This is a genomic window from Nocardia sp. NPDC056564 (genome assembly GCF_042793755.1).
GTDB lineage: Bacteria > Actinomycetota > Actinomycetes > Mycobacteriales > Mycobacteriaceae > Nocardia.
In genome coordinates, this window is sequence record NZ_JBHTUR010000018.1 from 1 (window position 1) to 22,640 (window position 22,640).

Genomic DNA, 22,640 nt, shown 5'->3' on the forward strand with positions numbered 1-22,640 from the left:
GATTCATCCCGGCCGCAGCGCCTTTTCGTGTGTCCGGTGAGTGTCCGCGAAGCGATCCAAACGGCAATACAAACCAAATTGTGACGAAAATCACTATTCGATGGGCAAATGACCGCGCGTCAGCCATAAGTGGGGGCCCAGCGGACGATCGGCAATCGAAAATGCCGACGGATCCGGCCCGCCCGGCAGCGCATCGGCGGACATCGCTGCTGGTCACGCGCCCAACTGGATTCGATCGACCGGACCGGCGGTCACATGCCGAAGATTCGCGGAGTCGATGGTGCGTCCCACCATCACAAGCAATATGCTGTCCCTAACAAACCTGTAGAACGTTTTGGTACCCGTATCCGAACTTTCTGGCCTGATAAGGCTGGAAATTCAGGACTGATTCTGATAGCAAGGGGCTATGGACCCGCATTTGCGCGACCTGCGGTATTTCGTCGCCGTCGCTGAGGAACTGCACTTCACCAACGCCGCTCAGCGGCTGCACATCGCTCAACCCACCCTGTCGCGTCAGATCCGGCAGCTGGAACGCCAGCTCGACGTGGTCCTGTTCGACCGCAACCAGCGCAGCGTTGCCCTCACCGTGGCAGGCAAGGAACTGCTCGAGGGCGCCCGCAAGATCCTGGAGCTGTGGGAGGTCACCAACGTCTCCCTGCAGGAGGCGGGCGAGGTGCTGCGCGTCGGCATCCAATCCGCGCTCGGCCGTGGGTTGTTGAACGATCTGGAAAGCGCGAGCGGTCATCGGCTCGCGCTGCACGCGGCCTCGTGGACCGACCCGTCCAGCGGCCTGTCCGGGCGGCAGGCGGACCTGTCGCTGGTGTGGCTGCCGCTGCCCGACCCGAATCGCTACCGCTGGCAGGTGCTGCGCACCGAGCCGCGCTGGGTGCTGCTGCCGGAGAACCATCCGCTGGCCGACCGGGAGATCATCGAGTTCGCCGACCTGCTCGACGAGCCGTTCATCGCACTGCCCACCGAAGCCGGTGCGGTGCGCGACTTCTGGCTCGGCAACGACGCGCGCAACGGACGGCAGCCGAAGATCGGCGCCGAGGCCGCGACCCCCGAGGACAAGCTGGAGGCGGTCAGCCTCGGCCTCGGTGTCTGCCTGCTCGCCGAGAACAACGTGCCGATGTACCGGTGGCCCGGTCTCACCGCGCGACCGGTGGCCGGCCTCGCGCCGTGCGAACTGGCCGTCGCGTGGCGGGCCGACGACCAGCGTCCGACCATCCTCGAATTCGCCGGACGCGCGGTGAACGGCGGATTCTCCGAGCAGCAGCCGCAACCCGCCATCAGCGCCTGATCAGTTGATGGTGCGCCGCCAGGGGTGCAGTGTTTCCAGTTGCGCGGACAACCGCAGCAGGCTGGATTCGCTCCCCGGCGGACCGGCGAGCTGCGCGGCCACCGGCGTCCCGACGTCGGGATGCATGCCCATCGGAATGGACGCGGCCGGCCAGCCGACCAGGTTCCACAGCGGGGTGAATGGGGAAAACCGGGCGGTGGCAAGCACATTCGCCAACCAGCCACGGTGATGCCAGGCCCGCGCCTTGGGCGGCGGGCAGGCGAGCGTGGGGGTGATCACCACGTCGAAGCGTTCGAAGTATTCCAGCAGGCGCGCCTCGACCCGATCGATCTGGGCCGGTCGCACCAGGCGTAGTCGCTGCACCAGGCGGCCGAGCGCGAGGTGGCGGCGGGTGCGCGGCTGCAGGCGGTCGGGGTGCGGTAGCGCGGCGGCGTCCCTGGCGCCAACGGCCAACCAGCGCAAGCAGATCCACAGCATCGCGTCGCCGTAGGGCAATGTCGCCTGCTCGACCAGATGACCCGCCGCGGCGGCGACCGAGGCCGCGGTGCGCGCGGCATTGGTCCAGTGCCGGTCGACCGGGAAACAGCGCAGCGGCGAAGCCACGGCTAGGCCGATGCGTAGTCGGCCGGGCGGCTCCACCTCGGCTAGGTCCGGCCGGGCGGCCAGCACCGATAGCGCGAGCGCCGCATCGCCGACTGTCGTTGCCAGCACACCGTTTTCGAACATGCCCGACCATGAGTCGACGCCGATCTCCGCGGGCACCGTGTAGCGGCCCGGCTTGATGCCGTACACCCCGCAGCAGGCCGCGGGCACCCGGATCGAACCGAGCCCGTCGTTGCCGTGCGCGATCGGCACCAGCCCGGCGGCGACCGCCGCGGCCGCGCCGCCGGACGAGCCGCCCGCGCTGCGCGCGACATTCCACGGATTACCGGTGATCCGCTCGGGCGTATCGGTGGTGCCCCACAGTCCGAGTTCCGGCACCGTGGTCAGGCCGACGATCACCGCGCCCGCGGCGCGCAGCCTGCGCACCACCGGGTGATCGTCGGCGACCGGGCGGGCGTCGGTGGCCGCCGAGCCGGCCCGCATGGTCTCCCCCGCCACCGCGATGTTGTGCTTGATCGCGATCGGCACCCCGGCCAGCGGCAGCACGTCGAGATCGGCGCGCTGCTCGAGCGCGGCCGCCTCGGTTCTGGCCTTCTCGGTACGAATGACGCTGAAGGCGTTGGTGTTCCGGTGCTCGGCCACGATCCGGGCCATGGTCGTCTCGACCACCTCCGTCGCGGTCAGCGAACCCTCGCGCACGCCCGTCGCGATGGTCGCGGCCGGACCGCGCGCGCCGTCCCTATCGGCCGGATCGGCGAGGATTTGGTCGTTCGCGCCCAGCGGACTATCTTGAGCGGGCGCACTCGCTTCGGTGTTCGATCGAACGGGTGGCGCGACGGCTATCTCCGCGTCCGCCACCACTGTGGCCTTGATCTGCATGTGCTGGTCGTCCCCCGTCGCATCGTTGTCGAATTCGGGTGATCGCTCTCAAGCCGCAAGTTATCATTTCGAATACTGCTCGGGGGACGATGGCGTCGGGTGTGGCGGAAATTCTCCGCGACATCCACCGACCGACCAGTGCGGATTCTTCGGTGTCCGCCGAAGCCACTAGGTCCGAGAATGAGTGCCGACTCCGATAGAAGTTCCGAATCCACCACAGGTTTCGATCCGGGTGCCGGTTTCGGCCACCACCCGCCGCAGGCCGAATTCAGCGTCGTCGCCGCCTTCTCCGCCGCCTGGGAAGACGCCGCCTACGCCGCCGCTGGGCCGCCCGAGATCGCCGAGTTCCTGCCGGACGCGCACACCCTGCGCACCGAGGCGCTGCTCGAGCTGATCCGCGTCGACCTGCGGCATCGCTGGCTGCGCCGGGTCGTGCTCGGCGCGCATCCGGCCGGCCAGGACACCCGGAAACGGCTCGCCGAATACTGTGCCGAGTTTCCCGAACTTCAGCCCGGAAGTATCCCCGCCGGGCTGGTGTACGAGGAGTTCGTCATCCGCAGGCACAGCGGCGAACGCGTCGATCCGCGTGAATATCTGCGCGAATATCCACATCAGGCCGGCGAACTGCGCGCACTGCTGAACGCCGACGATGTCGATCAGAGCACCCGCAGGGCGGCGCTAGAGGATTCCACGGTGACCGCGCTCGCGCGTACCAGAGCGGCCTTCGTCGATAACGAATTGAACCGAACCGCCGAGTCGACTCGTAGTTCAGAAGTGACCCGAGCGACCACAACTGATCTGACGGGAACGGCGACAGCCATTCCCACCACGATCGGCACCGGACCTGGCCGCCTCGACGCGCTCGACCGCATCGAAATCGGCCAGCGGATCGATGATTTCGATCTGCTCACCGGGCTGGGCAGCGGCGCCTTCGCGCGCGTCTTCCTGGCCCGGCAGCGCTCGCTGCAACGGCTGGTCGCGGTCAAGATCTCCACCGACCACGGCACCGAACCGCAGACCCTGGCCCAGCTCGACCACGACTACATCGTGCGGGTCTTCGACCAGCGCGTGCTCGCCGACGGCGCCGCGGCCGCGCGCCGGCTGCGGCTGCTCTACATGCAGTTCCTGCCCGGCGGCACGTTGCTCGGTGTGCTGCGCTGGGTGCGCGCCACCCCGCCCGCCGAGCGCAGCGGCCAGCTGTTGCTCGATGCCGTCGACGCGGCGATGGAGGAGAAGGGCGAGATCCGGCCGACGGATTCCAGCGTGCGCGCCGAGATCGCCGCGCTGAGCTGGCCGGAAACCGTGGCCTGGCTGGGCCGCAGGCTGGCCGAGGCGCTGGACTACGCCTCGGCGCACGGCGTGCTGCACCGCGACGTGAAGCCGGCCAACGTGCTGCTGACCGCGGAGGCGGTGCCGAAGCTGGCCGACTTCAACATCAGCTTCAGCCGCAATGTCGAGGGCACCAGTCCGGTGTCCTATTTCGGCGGCTCGCTGGCCTACATGTCGCCGGAGCAACTGGAGGCCTGCCATCCCGGATTCGGCCGCAGCGCCGCGGATCTGGACACCCGCGCGGACATCTATTCGCTCGGCGTGGTGCTGTGGGAACTGCTCACCGGCGCGAAACCGTTCGACGACAGCACCGCGGGCGCCGGCGACCACGGCGACGACACCACCCTCGAGGCCATGCTCGAGCGGCGCAGCTCCGGCGTGGATGCCGCTGCGCTGGACCGGGTTCCACCCGATTGCCCGGCGGCACTGCGGCGGGTGCTGCTGAGCTGCCTGGCACCGGAGCGGACGAACCGGTGGGCGAACGGATCGGTGCTGGCCAGGCAGTTGGAGCTGTGCCTGGACCCGCGCGCCCGCGAGCTCGTCGATCCGGCGCCGACCAGTTGGCGGCTGCGCCTGCGGCCGTGGCTGGTGCTGGTCACGCTGCTGTCGGTCGGGCTGCCGAATGTGCTTGCCTCGCTGTACAACATCCAGCACAACCAGCACCTGATCATCAGCAGGCTGAACGAGGACGCCCAGCACAGCTTCGTGGTGATCACCGGCGTGGTGAACGCGGTGTTCTTCCCGGCGGGCATCGCGATCGTGGTGTACATGTCGCGGTCGCTGCTGACGGTGCCGCGCGGGCTGCGCACGGGACGACGATACGACCCGGAGACGCTGCGGCATGCCCGGCGCGACGCGCTGCTACTCGGGGATCGTGCGGTGGCCGTTGCGTTTTCGCTGTGGGTACTGTCCGGCATCACCTTTCCGCTCACCCTGCAATTGGTGACCGGCGACCTGCCCGCGCGGGCGATCGTGCACTTCCTCGCGTCCCTGGTGGTGTGCGGGGCGATCGCGGTGGCGTATCCGTTCTTCCTGCTGACGTTCTACATGGTGCGCTGCATCTATCCGCTGTTCCTCCGGCACGGCGACATCAGTCCGGCGGACGCGGTCTGGTTGCGCGGCCTGGACCGCCGGTGCAACGGATACCTGGCGGTCGCGGCGTCGGTGCCGCTGCTCGCGGTGGCCGGCGTGACCTTCCTGCCGCCGCCCGATATTCCGTTGGTGATCTTCGCGGTCCGGGTGCTGTGCGCGGGCGGCATCCTCGCGTTCGTCGGCTCCTACCTGCTGTTCCGTGCGCTCGAGGCCGATCTGCGCGCGCTGGAGCGCGTCGTCGCGCCGGACTCGGCCGGACCGAATACCGTTGCGGCGGTGTCCGAACTCGACGAGACCGAGGCTGCCGTGGAGACCCGCACGTGAGCTCCCCGCGCGCCGATGCCGTCGCGCGCTTCGCCGCGGAGTGGCAACGCCGCCTGCGGGCCGACCCGTTCGCGCCGCCGCGCCTGGCGGATTACGTGCCCGACGGCGCCCAGGTGCGGCTCACCGTGCTGGCCGACCTGCTGCGCATCGATCTGCGCGAGCGGTGGGCCATGGCCGCCGGGCTCGGCAAGCGGATTGCCGAGTACCGCAAGGAATTTCCGGAGGTCGAGCACAGTCCCGAACTGGCCGACCTGCTCTGCGAGGAGTTCCTCGCGCGCCGCCGCCACGCCCCGCTGGCCATCGACGAGTTCGTCGCCGAGTATCCCGACCTGGCCGGTGCGGTGCGGGATCGCCTCGCCGCGTTCGGCATCGATGACCACAGCGCCGACCTCGGCGCGGCCGAATCGACCGAAGCGGTTGCCGCACTGGCCGATCTGGCGCCCGGTCGGCAGATCGACGACTTCGACCTGCTCACCGACCTCGGCACCGGGGTGCTCGGCCGCGTCTTCCTGGCCAGGCAGCGCTCCATGCAACGGCTTGTCGCGGTTCGCCTTTCGGCGGGGCGGGCCACCGCGCCGCACACGATGGCCCAGCTCGATCACGCACACATCGTCCGCGTCTTCGATCAGCGGCTGCTCAGCACCGAACCCGCCGATGACGCTGATGCCGACGAGCCGTTCGACCGGGCGACAGCCGATCCCGGACGTGACGCCGGCGATCGACGAGTGCGGTCCGGCCCTCGACCGCCCGGCTTCCGCAGCATGGAGCGGACGATCCCGGACGACGCCACCGTCGCGGGATCTCGTACCACCGAGGCCACTGTCCGCGGCACCTCGAAGCGCCATAACGATGCCGCCGCGGCGCAGGACCCGAATTCCGATGACACCGCGCGTGCCGGCAGCTCGTCGACTGGTATCGGCCGAACCACTGTCACGCGACCGCTCGACGCCGACGGCACCGTCGTCAGCCGTAGTCCTCAGGACGACACCGGCGACCGGACGGTCCCCAGCCCACGCGCGCGCAGCACGGATTTCCCGCGGCCGACGAGAACCGAGCTGCCGCCACGTGTTCCGGGCGGCACAGCCGCCGACCTGGGCCGCTCGCTGCTCAGCGCGTCCGCGCCGCGCCTGGTCTACATGCAGTACCTGCCCGGCGGCACCGCGGTCGGCGTCCTGGACCAGCGTCGCGCCGGCCCCGAATCCGACGGCGGCGCACTGCTGCTGCGCGCCATCGATGCGGCGATGGAGGCGAAAGGCGAGATCCGGCCGTCGGATTCGAGCGTGCGGTCCGAGATCGCCACGCTCAGCTGGCCGGAAACGGTGGCCTGGATCGGCAGGCGGCTGGCCGACGCCCTGGATTACGCGGAGCACCACGGGGTCCTGCATCACGACCTCAAACCCGCGAACGTGCTGTTCACCGCCGAGGGCATTCCGAAGCTGGCCGATTTCGCGTTGAGCGAGTCCGGCCGGCGCCCGGCCGCGGTGAATCCGGCTCAGCACGAGGACGATTCGCTGTCCTACCGGTCGCCGGAGCAGTTGGCCCGGCTGCTCGATCCGACCGCGCCCGCCCCGGGCGCCCGCAGCGACATCTACTCGCTCGGCGTCTTGCTGTGGGAAATGCTCACGGGCGCCAACCCGTTCGACGACACCGGCCGGCCCGGCGAGACACCGGCCGAGACCTATACCCGCATGCTCGCCGTTCGCCGCGCCGGAATCACCGACACCGCGCTCGCCCAACTGCCCGCGGACACTCCGGCCGCCCTGCGCCGAGTACTCCTCGACTGCCTGCACGCCGACCCGAAACGCCGCTGGCGCACCGGCGCCGAGCTGGCCGGGCAGCTCGACCTCTGCCTCGACGCGCGCGCCCGCAACCTGGCCGATCCGCCGCCGACCAGCCTGGCCCATCGGGCCCGCGGCTGGCTGATCCCGTTCGCCGCCCTGTGCATCGGCGTGCCGAACGTGCTCGCGAGCTGGTACAACATCCAGCTGAACCAGTCCCTGATCATCGATCGGATGTCGGCCGACGATCAGGCCAAGTTCGCCACGGTCGGGTTGGTCAACAATCTGATCGCCTTCCCGGTGGCGGCCGTACTGCTGATCTTCCTCACCCGCAGACCGCTGACCATCGGCTTCCGGCTGGCCCGCGGCCGCGAGTATTCCGCGCGCACGCTGGCCAAGGCCCGCCGCGACACCCTGCTGATGGGCGACTGGGCGGTGTTGGTGCCCTTCGGTTTCTGGCTCGCCGCGGGCGTGATCTGGCCGCTCGGGCTGGCCTTCACCGGCGTCGATCTGCCGCCGAAGACGTTCCTGCATTTCTTCGCGGCGCAGGTGGTGTGCGCCGCCATCGCGCTGGCCTACCCGTTCTTCCCGATCATGGTCTACGCGGTCCGCTCGATCTATCCACAGTTGCTGGTGCGCGGCGGAATCGGGCCGGGCGACGAGCGCCAGCTGCGAAATCTGGCCCGGCGCGGCAACTTCTACCTCGGTGTCGCGGCGTCGGTGCCGCTGCTCGGGGTGGCGGGGGCGACCTTCGTCGACGCAGGCGATCTGGAGTTGGTGATCGTTCCGGTGCGCTTGCTCAGCGTGGGTGGCATCCTGGCATTCGTGGTTACCTACCGGTTGTTCCGCTGGCTAGAGGCCGACCTGCTGGCGCTCGCGCGGGCCATCCCGCAGCGGAAGCGATGACCGCGCCGCGCCCGCTCGGCCGGCTGGTGAGCCTGTCGCACGTGCACGATCCGGCGACCACGCCGCTGTATCCGGACGATCCGGAGTTCCGCACCGACATCGTCGCGACGGTCGCCAACGACGGCTACTACCTGCGCTACATCCAGCAGGGCGAGCACACCGGAACCCATTGGGGCGCACCGATCCACTTCCATTCCGACGGCCTGGCCGCCGACGAGCTCGAGCTGGACGATCTGCTGCTGCCCGCGGTGAAGATCGACGTCCGCGAATCGTGCGCGGGCGACCGGGATTACGCGATCACCGTCGCCGATCTGAAGCGGTGGGAGGGGCGGCACGGCCGCATCCCGAACGGCGCGGCGGTGATCGCCTGGACCGGCTGGGATGCCAAGTGGGGCACGCCGGAATTCATCGGCACGGCCGAATCCGCCGACCATCAACCGGGTTTCGCGGTGGAGACGATCGAGTGGCTGCTGCGCACCGGCCGGCTCGGCCGCCGCGGCGCACTCGGCATCGACACCTTCGGCCCCGACCTGGGCACCGACCAGACGTACGCGGTCTCCAAGCTGCTCTACGGCGAGCATCGAATCAGCCTGGAATGCCTGGCCAATCTGGCCGCCATCCCCGCGACCGGCGCCTGGATCCTGGTCGGCAGCCCGCTCTATCGCAGCGGGTCGGGCTCCCCCGCAACGATTTTCGGGATCCTGCCGGACCGCTAGGAGTAGACCTTCGGGTCCAGGGTGCCGATGTAGGGCAGGTCACGGTAGCGCTCGGCGTAGTCCAGGCCGTAGCCGACGACGAATTCGTTCGGAATGTCGAAGCCGACGTGCGCGACGTCGACATGGGTGCGCAGCGCGTCCGGCTTACGCAGCAGCGTGACCACCTCGAGCGAGGCGGGGTTGCGGGTGGACAGGTTGCGCTTGAGCCAGGACAGGGTCAGGCCCGAGTCGATGATGTCCTCGACGATCAGCACATTGCGCCCGGCGATGTCCTTGTCCAGGTCCTTCATGATCCGGACCACGCCGGAGGACGAGGTGGACGACCCGTACGACGAGACGGCCATGAACTCCATCTGGGTCGGGATCGACAGCGCCTTGGCCAGGTCGGTCATGAAGAAGATCGCACCCTTGAGCACGCCGACCAGCAGCAGGTCGCCCTCGGGGGCGTCGGCGGGATAGCGCTTGGCGATGAGCTCGGCGAGCTCCTTCGTCTTCGCGGCGATCTCTTCCTGGGTGATCAGAACAGACGCGATGTCGTCCCCGTACACGTCAGCTGTTCCCTTCTGGTTTTCGCTCCCGGACGGCCGATCCATTATGTGTCATCGGCCGCTGCGCAGACGCAGTATCAGTGGCGGCGTTCGTTCCGTGGTCCGTGTGGTCACGCTTCGCTACCGCCTCCGGGCCGGACGCTCCCGCCGCAGTGTCAGCCTGCCATGTTCGCGCGCCGCGACCAACCTGCTCCCCGGCCCGCCGCCGCCGACGGCGACGCCACCCTGTCCGCGCCAGTCGGTGATCAGCTCGTCGACCGCGTGTAAATGCTTGCCGGTCAGCGCTTTCGCCCCGCCGGCCAGCAGCCAGGACCGGATCGCCCGGCGGCGCAGCGCGGCCGGCGCAGTGGCGAGCGTCTCGATCGAGAGGGTCGCGCCATCACTCGCGGTGTGCAGCAACTCTCCCGCGAGGGCGTCGAGCACCGCCGCGTCTTCGCGCAGTTGCCCGGCGGTCCGCGCGAGGGCGCCGGCGACCCCGCCGCCGAGCACGTCCTCCAGCAACGGCAGCACCTCGGTGCGCAGCCGAACCCTGGTGAACTCGGGTGCCGTGTTGTGCGGGTCCTCGTACGGCGGCACGTCCAGGTCCGCGCACAGCTGCCGGGTCACCGTCCGCCGCACCCCGAGCAGCGGCCGGCCCCATGGCTCGGCCCATTCGGTCATCCCGTGAATGGACCGTCCGCCCGACCCGCGGGCCAACCCGAGTAATACGGTTTCCGCCTGATCATCGAGGGTGTGCCCGAGCAGCACCGGCAGCCCGTCCCGCGCTTCGTCCAGGGCCGCGTATCGAGCCCGCCGCGCCGCCGCCTCCAATCCGCCGTCGCCGTCCACCTCGACCGCGATCACCCGGGCGGATCGGCAGCCGAGCGCCAGCGCGGCCGCCGCGGCATCGGCGGCGACCACCTCGGAGCCGGCCTGCAATTGATGGTCGACGACCAGCGCGTCGACCGCGCCCACCTCGACCACGGCCGCGGCGGTCAGCGCCAGCGAATCCGCCCCGCCGGACAGCGCGACCGCGACGGCAGTCCCGGCATCCCCACTCGGCACATGGCCGGCAACCCAGTCCCGCACCGCGCGCCGCACCTCCAGCACCGCCGCCGTCTCCGGCAACCGCCGTGGCGCACCCACCCGCCAACGCGAAACCATGACCGGAGCCTACCGACGCCCAAGCGACGCAACTCGCACCCGGCGCGCACAGGTGCGCACCGAATCGCGTACCAATGCTCGCGCAGCCCACCGGTCCATGCGCCGCCGCGCAATCCAGGCCGGCGCGGTGCACCCACCGCTCGCCGTCCGGCGCGCACAGACTGTGCGGCCGCGCACGAAACCGCCAGCCGATCCATCCGCGGCCCCGCCAATTAGTGAACAGCCAGGCAATCAATGCGCAGCCGGGCAATCCGTGCGCAGCCAGACAGTCCATGCGCGGCCAGGCTATCGATGGCGCGGCCAGGCTATCCATGCGCAGCCAGACAAGCTATGCGCAGCCAGACAATCCATGCGCAGCCAGACAATCCATGCGCAGCCAGACAAGCTATGCGCGGCTGACCGATTCTCGGGCGGCCCTCGAGCGGGTGTGCGGAGTCAGCCGAGGACTCGGGTGACCCAGAGTTCGGGCCGCTCGATTTCGTCTGTGCGCGGCAAGGTTTCGGCGTTCGTCCAGATGGTGTTGAAACGTTCCATGCCGACGCGGCCGACGACATCGTCCACGAACGCCTTGCCGCGGACGTACTGCGCGACCTTCGCGTCGACGCCGAGCAGCGCCCGCATGATCCGCTGCAACGGATTGGTCGGGCGCTTGCGCCGCTGGTCGAACGCGGATCGGATCTGCTCGACCGAGGGCACCACCGCCGGGCCGACCGCGTCCATCACATGATCGGCGTGCCCTTCCAGCAGCGTGCCGAGCATCAGCAGCCGGTCCAGCGCCTCGCGCTGCGGCGGCGCCTGGGTGGCCCGCAGCAACCCGACCACGCCGCGGGCGGCGGGATCGTCGGGACGACCACCGCGGCGGCGATCGCGGACCTCGTCGAGCAACCGGGACAGCATCTCGTTGAGCGGCTCGTCGCCGACCTCGCCGAGCACCTCGACATTGTCCCGCATGTAGTCGGCCAGCCAGGGCGCGGAGGAGAACTGCACCCGGTGGGTCACCTCGTGCAGGCAGACCCAGAGCCGGAAGTCGCTCGGCGAGACGCCGAGCGCGCGTTCGACCGCCACGATGTTCGGCGCGACCAGCAGCAGCGTGCCGTCCGGCCCGGTGAACGGGTCGTACTGGCCGAGGATCGCGGTGGACAGGAAGGCGAGCATCGCACCCGCCTGCACGCCGGCCGGTTTGCCGTGCAGCAGCCCGCGCTCGGCGGTATCGCCGCCGGTGCCGGTCAGCTGGCCCATCGAGTCGGCGGCCGCGGTGATCCAGCCGGGCCGGTCGACGATTCGGGCGGCGGGCACCGGCTGGTCGTCGAGCAGCATGCTCACCTCCCGGACCGGCCCCTCCGCGCGCACCGACGCGTCGGCCAGTTCGGCGACCACCTGCTCGGCCGAGAAGCGCGAGGTTCGCGGCCCGGACGGCACCAGGGCCGCGCCGGTCTTCGCGGCCAGCTTCCAGTCGACGGCACCGGAGAACCCCGAGCGGCTCTTGGACTGCTCGACCACCCCGTTACCGGCGGGCACGACGGAACCCGTGCCGGTATCAGCTGGGTCGGAACTTTCTCCGTGCATTGTCAACCACCCGTCACGAGCATCCACAGTTGCGTAGCGTGCCTGCGATCGCATCCAATGCCGGTCTGCTCACCTCCGGCGGTCGATCGTTCGACATCAACGCGAAGGTCAGCACCCGCCCATCGGCGTCGAGCACATACCCGACCAACGCGCTGGACACCGACAGAGTTCCGGTCTTGGCCCGGACGAACCCCGCACCCTGCCGGTTGCGTTCGACATAGCGGCTGGTCAGCGACCCGGTCGCGCCCGCGATCGGCAGATCGTCGAGCAGCGGCGCCAAAGTCGATGCGAGGCGGTCGTTCTCGGGCCTGGCCATGGTGCCGGCCGGCTGCACCGCGGTCGACGCGTTCGGCTTGGCCGCGGTCGCGACCACCCGGTCGAGCAGTTTGGCTGGAACGCGGTCGTCCACCGACAGCCCGCTGTTGTCCTGCATGTCCAGCCCGGCCAGATCGAAGCCCGCCTTGCCGAGCGCGGTGCGCACCGCGTCGACCGCGCCGGCGAACGAGGCCTCGCCGCCGTTCGCGACCGAGATCTCCCGCCCGACCGCCTCGGCGAGGATGTTGTCGGAGTAGACCATCATGTCGCGCAGGCGGTCGCGCAGCGGCGCCGATTCGACGCTCGCCACCTGGGCCGCGCCGGGCGCCGCGGTGCCCATCCGCACCCGGGCCGGGTCGAGACCGAGCTCGGTGGCCAGCCTGCGCCCCGCGTCGAGCGCGGGCGTCGGGGTGCGCGGGGAGTACTCGACCAACGGCTGCAACCGGGCGCCGTCGATCATCACCGACTCCATCGGCGCGATCGAGCCGTCGCGGATGTCGATCGGATCCCAGCCCTTGGCCATGCTCGGCCCGGTGTAGGCCGAGGTGTCGACCACGATGGTGTCGACGCCGCGCCCCGAGTTCTTGATCTGGGTCACCAGGTCGGAGACCCGCGCGGCGTGCGGGTAGTAGCCCTTGCCCTCCGGCTCGGCGGTCAGCGTCGGATCGCCGCCGCCGACCAGCACCAGCTCGTTCGGCGCGGCCCCGGCCACCACCTTGGTGATCAGCCGGTGGTTGTCCGGCAGCGTGAGCAGCGCGGCGGCCGTGGTCAGGATCTTCGCGGTGGACGACGGGATCATCGGCCGGGTCGGGTCGCCGCTCCACAGCACGGTCGCGCTGTCGGCGTCGGTGACCTGTCCGGAGAACGCGCCCAGGTCGGGGTTGCCGATGACCGGCGCGAGCGCGGCGGCGATGCCGGCCGGGCTCGGCGCTGGTGCGTTCGAGGGCGCCGGGACGACCTGCGGGACCGGCCGGACCGGGGCCGGCGGCGCGGCCGTGGTCAGCCCGCCGTGCCGGAACTCGTCGGTCCACGGCTTCACCGTGAGCAGCACACCACCACCCGCCGCGAGGACGACGGCGAGCGTCACGCCGAGTCCGATCCAGATGTTGCGGCGCCGCCGGGCAGCCAAGCCACCGATGTTCTTACCAACCACAGCCCGCAGCTCTCCTCGACTGATTTCCGCAGCAGCCGCCTGCCGCACCCATGTCCCCGCCGACCACACTATCCTCGTTGCGCAACCGTTCCCCCGAACAACCTGGCGAGTCGGCAGTCGTGACTGCTCATGCTCATAGATGCACCGAAGGAGATGGCGTGGAGTTCGACGTCACCATCGAGATCCCCAAGGGCTCTCGGAACAAGTACGAGGTCGATCACGAGACCGGACGGGTCCGGCTCGACCGGCACCTCTACACCTCCATGGTCTACCCCGCCGACTACGGCTACATCGAGAACACCCTCGGCGAGGACGGGGACCCGCTGGACGCGCTGGTCCTGCTGCCCGAGTCGGTGTTCCCCGGCTGCCTCATCGAGGTGCGCCCGGTGGCGATGTACAAGATGGTCGACGAGGCAGGCGGCGACGACAAGGTGCTGTGCGTGCCGGCCGGCGACCCGCGCTGGGACCACATCCAGGACCTGAAGGATGTGCCCGAGTTCGAGCTGGCCGCGATCAAGCACTTCTTCGAGCGCTACAAGGATCTCGAGCCCGGCAAGTACGTCAAGGGCTCGGAGTGGGTCGGCCGCGCCGAGGCCGAGACGGAGATCACCGCCTCGATCCAGCGGCTGAAGGACAACGGCGGCCACTGAGCCGTACGGCACGAAAAGCGGGAAGTCCGTTCGGGCTTCCCGCTTTTCGTGTGTTATCCGGCCGTGCGCCGCTGTTTGCGTTCGGCGATCACCTGATCCAGGTGCGCGCCGAGCAGCGCGAGGATCGGCGCCTCCACCTCGCTGTCGAGTCGCTCGTGGGTGAGGTGCGCGTCCTCCATCGGGGCGAAAGCCTCTGCCGCCGAACGGTATACGCAGTAGGCCTGATGGGTCCGGCCGAGCGCCTGCAGGATCAGCCCGTGCATCACCAGCACCCTGGCCCGCGACAGCGGACCGATGGCGCGGTTGAGCATCCGCACGGCCGCGTCGGCGATCGGTTCCGCCTGTTCCAGTTGCCCGGCCATCATGTGCACGTGCGCCAGCCGGGCCAGCGCCCAGCCTTCGCGCAGTTCCACCCCGCTGAGCCGGGCCAGCCGCAGCGACTCGCGGCACAGCTCGATCGCCTCCGCGTGGTCGCCCTGGAATCCGCGGCTCACCCCAAGCTCGTGCGTCGCCATCGCCTCCAGCGCGGCGTTGCCGATCTTCGCGGCCAGGGTCTTCGCCTCGGTCGCCCGATCCTGCGACTCGGCGAATTCGCCTGCGTCGGAGAGGGTCTTGGACATGTGCACCAGGCTGGCGCACTCGACCGCGGGATCCTCGACCCGCCGGGCCAGGCGGATCGCGCGTTCGGCATGCCCGAGCGAGGCCGCGGTTTCGGTGCCCATCCTGGTCGAGGAGGCGAGCAGTTGCGCAGCGAACGCGATCAGCCGCACGTCGGCGGCCGTGTCCGGGGTGAGCGACAGGGCGATGCGCTGATGATCGCGGCCCTGGCGCAGCGTGCCCAGCGAATAGCTGTAGATCGCGCCGAGCGTCACCCGGATCCGGCATTCGATCCGGCGGTCACCGGCCCGCAGGGCCGCGCCGAGCAGCTTGTCCAGCGCCCGGGACAGCTCCTGGCAGTGCGGGCCGCCATCGATCAATTCCGCGGTGGCCCAGGCGATATCGGCGGCAGGCCCGAGCGCGCGACCACCCACCCGCGCGGTCTGCTCGTACAGCGAGATCAGGTTCGGCCGCTCGACGTCGAGCCAGTACTGCGCGGCGATGCTGTCCCGGAACGACAGTCCCTCGGCCACCGTGGCGCCCAGGTGTTCCGGTAGTCGCGACCCCGGATTGCACACCGCCATAAGGTTTTTCATGGTGGCGAGATAGAAGTCGAGCAGGCGGACCAGGGCGCCGGACACCGGCTCGCCCGCGTCCGGGCCCAGGTGCAGTTCGCGGGCGAACAGCCGCGGCAGATCGTGATAGGTGTAGCGCCCGGACGCGCTGGTCTCCATCAGGTTCAGATCGACGAGCGACTCGCACAGCTCCTCGACCAGCATCCGATCCGACCCGAGGATCGCGGCCGCGCCGTCCAGCGAGAGCTCCGCGACCTCCGGCATCGCCAGCATCCGGAACGCCCTGGCCTGCGCGCAATCGAGCTGGTCGTAGCTGAGCCGGAACGCCGCCTCCACGGCCAGGTCGCCGCTGCGCAGCGTGCCGAGTCGCTGCTTCTCGTCCGCCAGCCGCTCGGCCAGGCTGGCGACGCTCCAGTTGGGCCGGGCGGCCAGCCGGGCGCCGATGATCCGGACCGCGAGCGGCAGCCCGCCGCACGCGTCGAGCACGCTGTCCACCGCGGCCGACTCGGTGCCGACCCGGCGCAGCCCGGCGATCCCGGCGAGCAGCGTGCGCGCCTCCACCCGGTCGAGCACATCGAGCCGCACCCCGAGAATCCCGACCACGCAAGGCAATTCGGGCATGGACGAGCGACTGGTGATCAATACCGCGGAGCCCGGCGTGCCCGGGATCAGCGGGGTGACCTGGTCGACGTCGCGGGCGTTGTCCAGCACCACGAGCATCCGCTTGCCGTCGAGGAAGCTGCGGAACTGGGCCGAGCGCTCGGCCAGCGTGGGCGCGATCTCGCCCTCCGGAATGCCCAGGGCGCGCAGGAAATCGCCGAGGGTGTCCGCGGCCGGGGTGCCCGAGTGCCCGGCCGGGCCGCGGGCCTGCGCGAAGCCGCGCATGTCGACGTGCAGCTGCCCGTCCGGGAACTGGTCGCGCACCCGATGCCCGACGTGCACCGCGAGCGCGCTCTTGCCGATCCCGCCCATGCCGGCGATCACACACACCGGCACCGCGAAACCGTCTGCCCGGGTAAGCCATTCGCTGATCTGCCGGACCGTGTCCGCGCGGCCGGTGAAGTCGACGACGTCGGCGGGCAATTGGGCGACCCGGCCGACCGTGCGCCGCGGCGGGCGCACGCTGACCGCCGCGTTGCCGGTCTCGCGCTGGGGCGCCCGCAGATCCGCGCGCAGGATGCGCTGGTGCAGTTCGGCGAGTTGCTGACCTGGCTCGATGCCGAGCCGTTCGATCAGCACCTTGCGGGTGTCGGCGTACACCGCGAGCGCCTCGGCCTGCCTGCCCGCGTGGTACAGCGCGGTCATCAGCAGGCCGCGGATCTGCTCACGCATCGGATGCTCGCCGCACAGCGGCGTCAGTTCGGCGATCACCTCGGGGTAGCGGCCGAGGCGTAGATCCAGCTCGATTCGCTGCTCCAGTAACGCGATTCGCCGTTCGACCAGCTGGGTGCGCTGGCGCTCGGCGTAGGGACCGGGCAGCCCGGCCAGCGGTGTGCCGGACCAGAGCCGCAGCGCGGCGTCGAGCCGTTCGCGCGCCGCCTCGACCGTGTGCGCGGGCTCGGTGCCGATCCGCTCCGGCTGGACGTCGAGCAGCATGTCCTCGACCAGCTCCACATCGACCACGCCGGGGGCCAGCCGCAGCGCGTAGCCGCCGCCGAAGCCGACCAGCACCGTGGCGGCCGCGCCGGTCGGCCGGTCCGGCTCCAGCACGCGGCGCAGGTGCAGGATGTGGTTGCGCAGCGCGCCGATCGCGCTCGGCGTCGGATGCTCGCCCCAGACGCCGTCGATGAGTTCGGGCACCGTCGCCGAACGTCCGCTGCGCAGCAACAGGGCCGCCAGCAAGGCTCTGCGCTGTTTGGAGCCCAGATCGAGCTCCAGTTCATCGCGCCACGCACGCACCTCGCCGAGTACCGCGAACTTCAGCATTCGGTCCTCTCTCTCTGACCGTCGATAGTTCAACGATGAACGTAGACAATCGTCGGACGTCTCGACGACCAGGCCCGGGTGAAGTCACCGATGAGCCACCGCTGATCCAACGTCACCGTTCAGACATCCAAGCAATGGATTCATGAGGTTTTCATGACAACCAACTGATCGGACACTGGTATGGGCGCGGGGCGGACAGCGGCGCGACCGGATATCCGCCCTCGCCGGGTCGAGATCGGTTGCAGATGTATAGATCCCGGTCACCGTATGTTTGCACGCCCTACCGGCGGCGGCCACCGGCACGCGGCGGATCACACCGCGTGGTGGTGCTAGCACCACCACGCGTCCCCTGTAGGCGATACCCCCGATTCGGGTGCGCGCGGCATGGGCCGGACGGCCGCCGCTTCCTAGGCTCGACAGCGTCGGGGACGCACCCATGCCTTCCGGCTCGAACAGGAGGAAATCACTGCTCATGAACCCATTTCGGCGTAACTGCGGGAAAGCGGTCCTTTCGGCCGTGGTGGCCGGTGCGGTGCTCGCCGTATCCGCTTGTGGCGGTGACACTTCGGATTCCACGCCGAAAGACGCGGCGAAGACCGCCCCGGCCGCGGTCGCCACCGCGATGGACGACGTGGTGCGCACCGGAACGCCCGGCGTGCAGGTGGTGATCGACGGCCCCGGCGGCCATCGCACCTTCACGGCCGGCGTGGGCAACCTGGACACCCGAGCGCCGTTCCCGGCGGACGGCCGGGTCCGGATCGGCAGCAACACAAAGACATTCGTCTCGACGGTGATCATGCAGCTGGTCGCCGAGGGCAAGGTCGAACTGGACGCGCCGATCGAACGCTATCTGCCCGGCCTGGTGCAGGGCAGCGGCAACGACGGCAACCGGATCTCGGTGCGCCAGCTGCTGCAGCACACCAGCGGCCTGCCGGACTACCTCGGCCACGGCACCGCCGACGGCGTCGTGCAAGACCACTCCGAGCAGCTGAACCCGGACGACGAGGCGCTGCGCTGGCAGCATTTCGAGATGGCCGAGCTGGTCCGCCGGGCGATGACCGCGCCGCCGAACTTCGAACCCGGCGCGAAATCGGTTTACACCAACACCAACTACCTGATCGCCGGCCTGCTGATCGAGCGGGTGACCGGGCATCCGGCCGCCGAGGAGATCGGCCGCCGGATCATCGAACCGCTCGGCCTGCGCGACACCTACGTGCCCGCCGCGCGCGAAACGACCATCCGCGGCGCGCATCCGCAGGGCTACCACGTGGTCGGCGGCACATCGGTCGACTTCACCGACCTGGACCCGTCCTGGGGCGGCACGGCAGGCGACATGATCGCCACGCCGACCGACCTGAACCGGTTCTTCACCGCGCTGCTGGCCGGAAAGCTGGTCGCCCCGGCGCAATTGGCCGAGATGCAGCGCACCGTGCCGTTCGACCGGATGCCCGGCGCCGGTTACGGACTCGCGCTCATCCACCGCACCACACCGTGCGGCAAACAGGTGTGGGGCCACGGCGGCAGCATCCCCGGATTCGAGACGCGCAACGGCGTGACCGCCGACGGCACCGCGGTGACCGTCACGGTGAATCAGCTGCCGACCTCCGAGGAGACCGCCGACGCGGTCACCAGGGTGCTCGACGCCGCGCTCTGCTCCGCCTGACGCACGCCCACCTCGCCGCACCGTTATCGGTTGCGGCCCAATGACATCGAAGGATCATCAGTGAAACGCACAAGAGCGCTGACGGCCGTGCTGGCCTCCGCCACCAGCCTGGTGGCCTGCGCCGGGCTGATCGGCTGCGCGGGGCCGAGCGCGCAGGCCGAACCGCCCGCGCTGGACCGCTTCTACAGCCAGCGGCCGGACTGGAAGGCGTGCGGGGAACCGACGCTCGACGAGGCGGGCGCGCAATGCGCCGACGTCACCGTGCCGCTCGACTACGCCCAGCCGCAGGGGCCCACCCTCACGGTGGCGATCTCCCGGCTGGCCGCCACCGATCCCGCGCAGAAGCGTGGCGTCATGCTGTCCAACCCGGGTGGCCCCGGCGGCGCGGGCCTGGACTTCATGGTCACCGTCGGCAAGGCGATGACACCCGAGGTCCGCGCCCGCTACGACCTGATCGGCATGGACCCGCGCGGCGTCGGCCGCTCCTCCCCGGTGCAATGCCACTGGCCCCGCGGCACCGGACTGCAATCGGCGGGCGTCGACGCGGCGAGCTTCGCGGAGTCCGTGGCGATGCAGGGCGAACTGGCCGCTCGCTGCGCCACCACGGAGGCGGCCCGGCTGCCCTACATCACCACCCGCAACACCGCGCGGGACATGGACGTCATCCGCGGCATCTTCGGCGAGGAGCGGATCAGCTTCTACGGCACGTCGTACGGCACCTACCTGGGCGCGGTGTTCACCCAGATGTTCCCCGAGCGCAGCGACCGGATCGTGCTGGACAGCGCGGCGGATCCGGACAACTACGGGACGGTCGGCATGATGCAGGCGATGGGGGCGCCCAACGAGGCCGCGCTCGACCTGTGGGCGGATTGGGTCGCCGCGCGGGACGGCGAATACCACTTCGGCACCAGCCGGGCCCAGGTTCGCGCCGCGGTGCAGGATCTGATCCGCGCTGCCGGGGACAAGCCGATCCGGTTGGGCGAGTACGAGATCGACGATCACTGGATACCGCTGGTGCTGTTCGTCGGGCTGGACTCCCCGGACCAGTACGGGATGCTGGCCGGGCAGATCCGCACGATCGCCGACGCCGCGGCGGGCAAGCCGGTCGAGGTCGACAAGACGCTGGACGCCACCCTCGGATACGCGTTGAAGGCACGGCCGGAGGACAATTCGTCGCAGATGGCGATCCTGTGCGGCGACGTGGCCGCACCGCGCGATCCCGGATTCTATTGGCGCAACATCGAAGCCGCGCGGGCCGCGCAACCGGTGTTCGGCGCGTTCACCAACAACATCTCGCCGTGCGCGTTCTGGGCCCCGCCCGCCGAACCCGCCACCGTGGTGCGCAATTCGGTGCCCGCCCTGATCGTGCAGTCCACCGGCGACACCAGGACCGCCTACGCGGGCGCGGTCGCCATGCACCGCGACCTGAGCGCGTCGCGCATGGTCACGCTGCAGGACGTGCCGATCCACTGGATCTTCGGGCGCTACCAGAACTCGTGCACCTACGCGGCGGTGAACACCTACTTCCGCGACGGCACCCTGCCCGCCGCCGACGTCACCTGCCGGGCGGACTGAGCCCAGCGTGAAAAGGCCTGAACCTGAACGGGTTCAGGCCTTTTCACGCGTTCAGATAGGCGAGCACCGCCAGCACCCGGCGGTGCCCGACATCCTCGGTGGACAGCCCGAGCTTGGCGAAGATACTCCGAATGTGTTTGTGCACAGCGCCTTCGCTGACCACCAGCCGCTCGGCGATGGTCGCGTTGTTGTGCCCCTCCGCCATCAGCGCGAGCACCTCGCGTTCGCGCGCGGTCAACGCCGCCAGCGGATCGTCGGCCTTGCGCCGCACCAGCAGCTGCGAGATCACCTCGGGGTCCATCGCGGTGCCGCCCGCGGCGACCCGGCGCAGCGAGTCGAGGAACCGATCGACCTTGCCGACCCGTTCCTTGAGCAGATAGCCGACCCCGCCCGCGCCGTCGCCGAGCAGTTCGGCGGCATAGCTGTCCTCCACCCAGGACGACAGCACCAGCACCGGCAGGCCGGGATGAATCCGGCGGGCGCTGACCGCCGCGCGCAGCCCGTCGTCGGTGAAGGTCGGCGGCAACCGGATGTCGACGACCACGGCGTCCGGCCGGTCCGCGGTCACCGCGGCGAGGAAATCGTCCGCGTTGTCCACCGCGGCGACCACCTCGATGCCCGCGGTGCTCAGCAAGAGCACGAGACCCTCCCGCAGAAGGGCGTCGTCCTCGGCGATCATGACCCGCACGGCAGCTCCACCCGCAACACAGTAGGGCCACCGGGCGGGCTGGTCAGCACCATGCTGCCGTCGAGCGCCTCGGCCCGGCGCCGGATGCCGGCCAGTCCGCCGCCGTAGGTCTCCACGGCGCCGCCGACGCCGTCGTCGCGGATCTCGATCCGCAGCAGCTCGGGCGGGCCGCCGATGGTCAGCGAAAGGCCTTCGGCGCCGGAATGTTTGGTGGCATTGGTGAGCGCCTCGGTGATCACGAAGTAGGCCGCGGCCTCCACCGCGGCCGGCCGCCTGCCGACTTCGCTCGAGTCGAGCACGCACGGGATCGGGCTGCGCGCGGCGATCGCCGAGATGGCACTCACCAGACCCCGATCCGAGAGCACCGGTGGATACACGTTGCGCACCACGTCACGCAGTTCGGCCAGCGCGGCCGTCGCGGTGTCCTGCGCCTTGCGCACCAGGCCCCTGGCCGCCTCGGGATCCTGGTCGCGCAGCTGATCGGCCAGGCCGAGTTGCATGATCACCGCCGCGATCCTGGCCTGCGCGCCGTCGTGCAGGTCGCGCTCGATCCGGCGCAGTTCCGCGCCGTGCGCGTCCAGCGCGGCCGCCCTGGTCGCGGTCAGCGCGGCGACCCGGTCGGCGAGCACGACGCCCTCGGGGGGTCCGAGCAGGGCCCGGGCCAGCAGCGCCTGCCAGCGCGCGGCCAGCGGGATCTGCAGGACGATGACGCCGACCAGGATGCCGATGAGGAAGCTCAGCGCCGCCCGCGGCCAGGAGCCGACCTCGAAGCCGTAGTTGGTCAGCTCCCCGGGCGGGACATGCTGCCAGATCAGCGGCGTGGCCAGCTGGACCAGCGCGCTGATCGGCAGCGCGATCGCGAACAGCCCGACATAGATGCCGGTCAGCGCGTGCGTGACCAGCCAGGCGAAGTCCCGGCGATTCGCCGGATCGAGGAACACCGTCGTCACGCGCTGCCGCAGTCCGCCGGTCAGCGGTTGATAGGCCTCGATGATCGGTTCACCGAGTCGCTTTGCCGCCCTGCGGCGTTCGAACGCCACCAGCGGCCGGACCAGCCGGACCGCCTCGGGCAGCGCCGGAATCCCCACGCCGATCAAGCAGAACGAGCCGACCAGCAGCAGGCCGATCACCGCGAACATGGCGAGCACCGACGTCGCGGCGCCGACCGTCAGATACCCGATCGCACCGGGCAGCCGCCGTAATCGATCGCGCACCGTGCGCAGGACCACCATCACCCTGGTCATGCTGTCAGAACGGCAGGCGGGTCCGCCCGCCCGGTCGCCGCCGCGCCCGAGTCCCGCATCGACCCGGGCG

15 protein-coding genes are annotated in these 22,640 nt (G+C 70.2%); 7 read left to right on the top strand and 8 right to left on the bottom strand.

All coding sequences use genetic code 11. The features are described 5' to 3' along the window. Positions 1-406: 406 nt before the first annotated feature. Positions 407-1,300, top strand: coding sequence for a LysR family transcriptional regulator (locus ACFQ9K_RS33625; RefSeq protein ID WP_378717870.1), 894 nt, complete (start codon positions 407-409; stop codon positions 1,298-1,300). On the opposite strand, the gene ACFQ9K_RS33630 is transcribed toward ACFQ9K_RS33625, so the two are convergent. Continuing rightward, positions 1,301-2,782, bottom strand: a complete 1,482-nt coding sequence (locus ACFQ9K_RS33630; RefSeq protein WP_378717872.1) for an amidase — start codon at positions 2,780-2,782, stop codon at positions 1,301-1,303. Between the two features lie 180 nt (positions 2,783-2,962). Here ACFQ9K_RS33630 and ACFQ9K_RS33635 point away from each other — a divergent pair, with 180 nt between their 5' ends. From ACFQ9K_RS33635 to ACFQ9K_RS33645, 3 genes are read left to right on the top strand one after another with little or no spacing between them, the layout of a single operon-like run. Further along, a complete protein-coding gene (locus ACFQ9K_RS33635; protein WP_378717874.1) occupies positions 2,963-5,527 on the top strand; it encodes a serine/threonine-protein kinase in 2,565 nt (854 codons plus the stop codon). Then, positions 5,524-8,211, top strand: a complete 2,688-nt coding sequence (locus tag ACFQ9K_RS33640) for a protein kinase (RefSeq protein WP_378717876.1) — start codon at positions 5,524-5,526, stop codon at positions 8,209-8,211. Before ACFQ9K_RS33635 ends, ACFQ9K_RS33640 begins: the two co-directional genes overlap by 4 nt. Further along, positions 8,208-8,927: a cyclase family protein gene (locus tag ACFQ9K_RS33645; RefSeq protein ID WP_378717877.1), complete on the top strand. Its 720-nt coding sequence runs from the start codon at positions 8,208-8,210 to the stop codon at positions 8,925-8,927. Before ACFQ9K_RS33640 ends, ACFQ9K_RS33645 begins: the two co-directional genes overlap by 4 nt. Here ACFQ9K_RS33645 and hpt read toward each other — a convergent pair. The 4 genes from hpt to dacB form a co-directional block, all read right to left on the bottom strand. Beyond that, positions 8,924-9,475, bottom strand: coding sequence for a hypoxanthine phosphoribosyltransferase (gene hpt, locus ACFQ9K_RS33650; protein ID WP_150401002.1), 552 nt, complete (start codon positions 9,473-9,475; stop codon positions 8,924-8,926). The genes ACFQ9K_RS33645 and hpt overlap by 4 nt on opposite strands. A 120-nt stretch (positions 9,476-9,595) precedes the next feature. Then, a complete protein-coding gene (gene tilS, locus ACFQ9K_RS33655; RefSeq protein WP_378717880.1) occupies positions 9,596-10,618 on the bottom strand; it encodes a tRNA lysidine(34) synthetase TilS in 1,023 nt (340 codons plus the stop codon). Between the two features lie 435 nt (positions 10,619-11,053). Beyond that, complete coding sequence (locus ACFQ9K_RS33660) at positions 11,054-12,184, bottom strand: zinc-dependent metalloprotease (RefSeq protein ID WP_378717881.1); 1,131 nt, start codon at positions 12,182-12,184, stop codon at positions 11,054-11,056. Between the two features lie 13 nt (positions 12,185-12,197). Continuing rightward, entirely contained in the window at positions 12,198-13,637 is a 1,440-nt protein-coding gene (gene dacB / locus ACFQ9K_RS33665; protein ID WP_378717934.1) for a D-alanyl-D-alanine carboxypeptidase/D-alanyl-D-alanine-endopeptidase, read from the bottom strand. Between the two features lie 173 nt (positions 13,638-13,810). On the opposite strand from dacB, the gene ACFQ9K_RS33670 reads away from it, so the two are divergent. Beyond that, complete coding sequence (locus ACFQ9K_RS33670) at positions 13,811-14,302, top strand: inorganic diphosphatase (protein ID WP_150400999.1); 492 nt, start codon at positions 13,811-13,813, stop codon at positions 14,300-14,302. A 53-nt stretch (positions 14,303-14,355) separates the two neighbouring features. Here the strand turns inward: ACFQ9K_RS33670 and ACFQ9K_RS33675 are convergent, their stop codons facing one another. Continuing rightward, entirely contained in the window at positions 14,356-17,400 is a 3,045-nt protein-coding gene (locus tag ACFQ9K_RS33675; RefSeq protein WP_378717884.1) for a BTAD domain-containing putative transcriptional regulator, read from the bottom strand. Positions 17,401-17,872: 472 nt separating this feature from the next. Between ACFQ9K_RS33675 and ACFQ9K_RS33680 the strand changes: the two genes are divergently transcribed. Together ACFQ9K_RS33680 and ACFQ9K_RS33685 are read left to right on the top strand one after the other, a co-directional pair. Beyond that, positions 17,873-19,063 (top strand): serine hydrolase domain-containing protein, encoded by a 1,191-nt coding sequence (locus tag ACFQ9K_RS33680; protein ID WP_378717885.1) that lies wholly within the window; start codon positions 17,873-17,875, stop codon positions 19,061-19,063. A 60-nt stretch (positions 19,064-19,123) separates the two neighbouring features. Next, positions 19,124-20,638, top strand: coding sequence for an alpha/beta fold hydrolase (locus tag ACFQ9K_RS33685; protein ID WP_378717886.1), 1,515 nt, complete (start codon positions 19,124-19,126; stop codon positions 20,636-20,638). A gap of 43 nt (positions 20,639-20,681) precedes the next feature. On the opposite strand, the gene ACFQ9K_RS33690 is transcribed toward ACFQ9K_RS33685, so the two are convergent. Further along, positions 20,682-21,326, bottom strand: coding sequence for a response regulator (locus ACFQ9K_RS33690; protein ID WP_378717888.1), 645 nt, complete (start codon positions 21,324-21,326; stop codon positions 20,682-20,684). Then, positions 21,314-22,570 carry a sensor histidine kinase gene (locus ACFQ9K_RS33695; RefSeq protein ID WP_378717890.1) on the bottom strand — a complete coding sequence of 419 codons (1,257 nt, stop codon included), beginning with the start codon at positions 22,568-22,570 and terminating at the stop codon, positions 21,314-21,316. The genes ACFQ9K_RS33690 and ACFQ9K_RS33695 overlap by 13 nt, the downstream gene beginning before the upstream one ends. Positions 22,571-22,640: the final 70 nt, after the last annotated feature.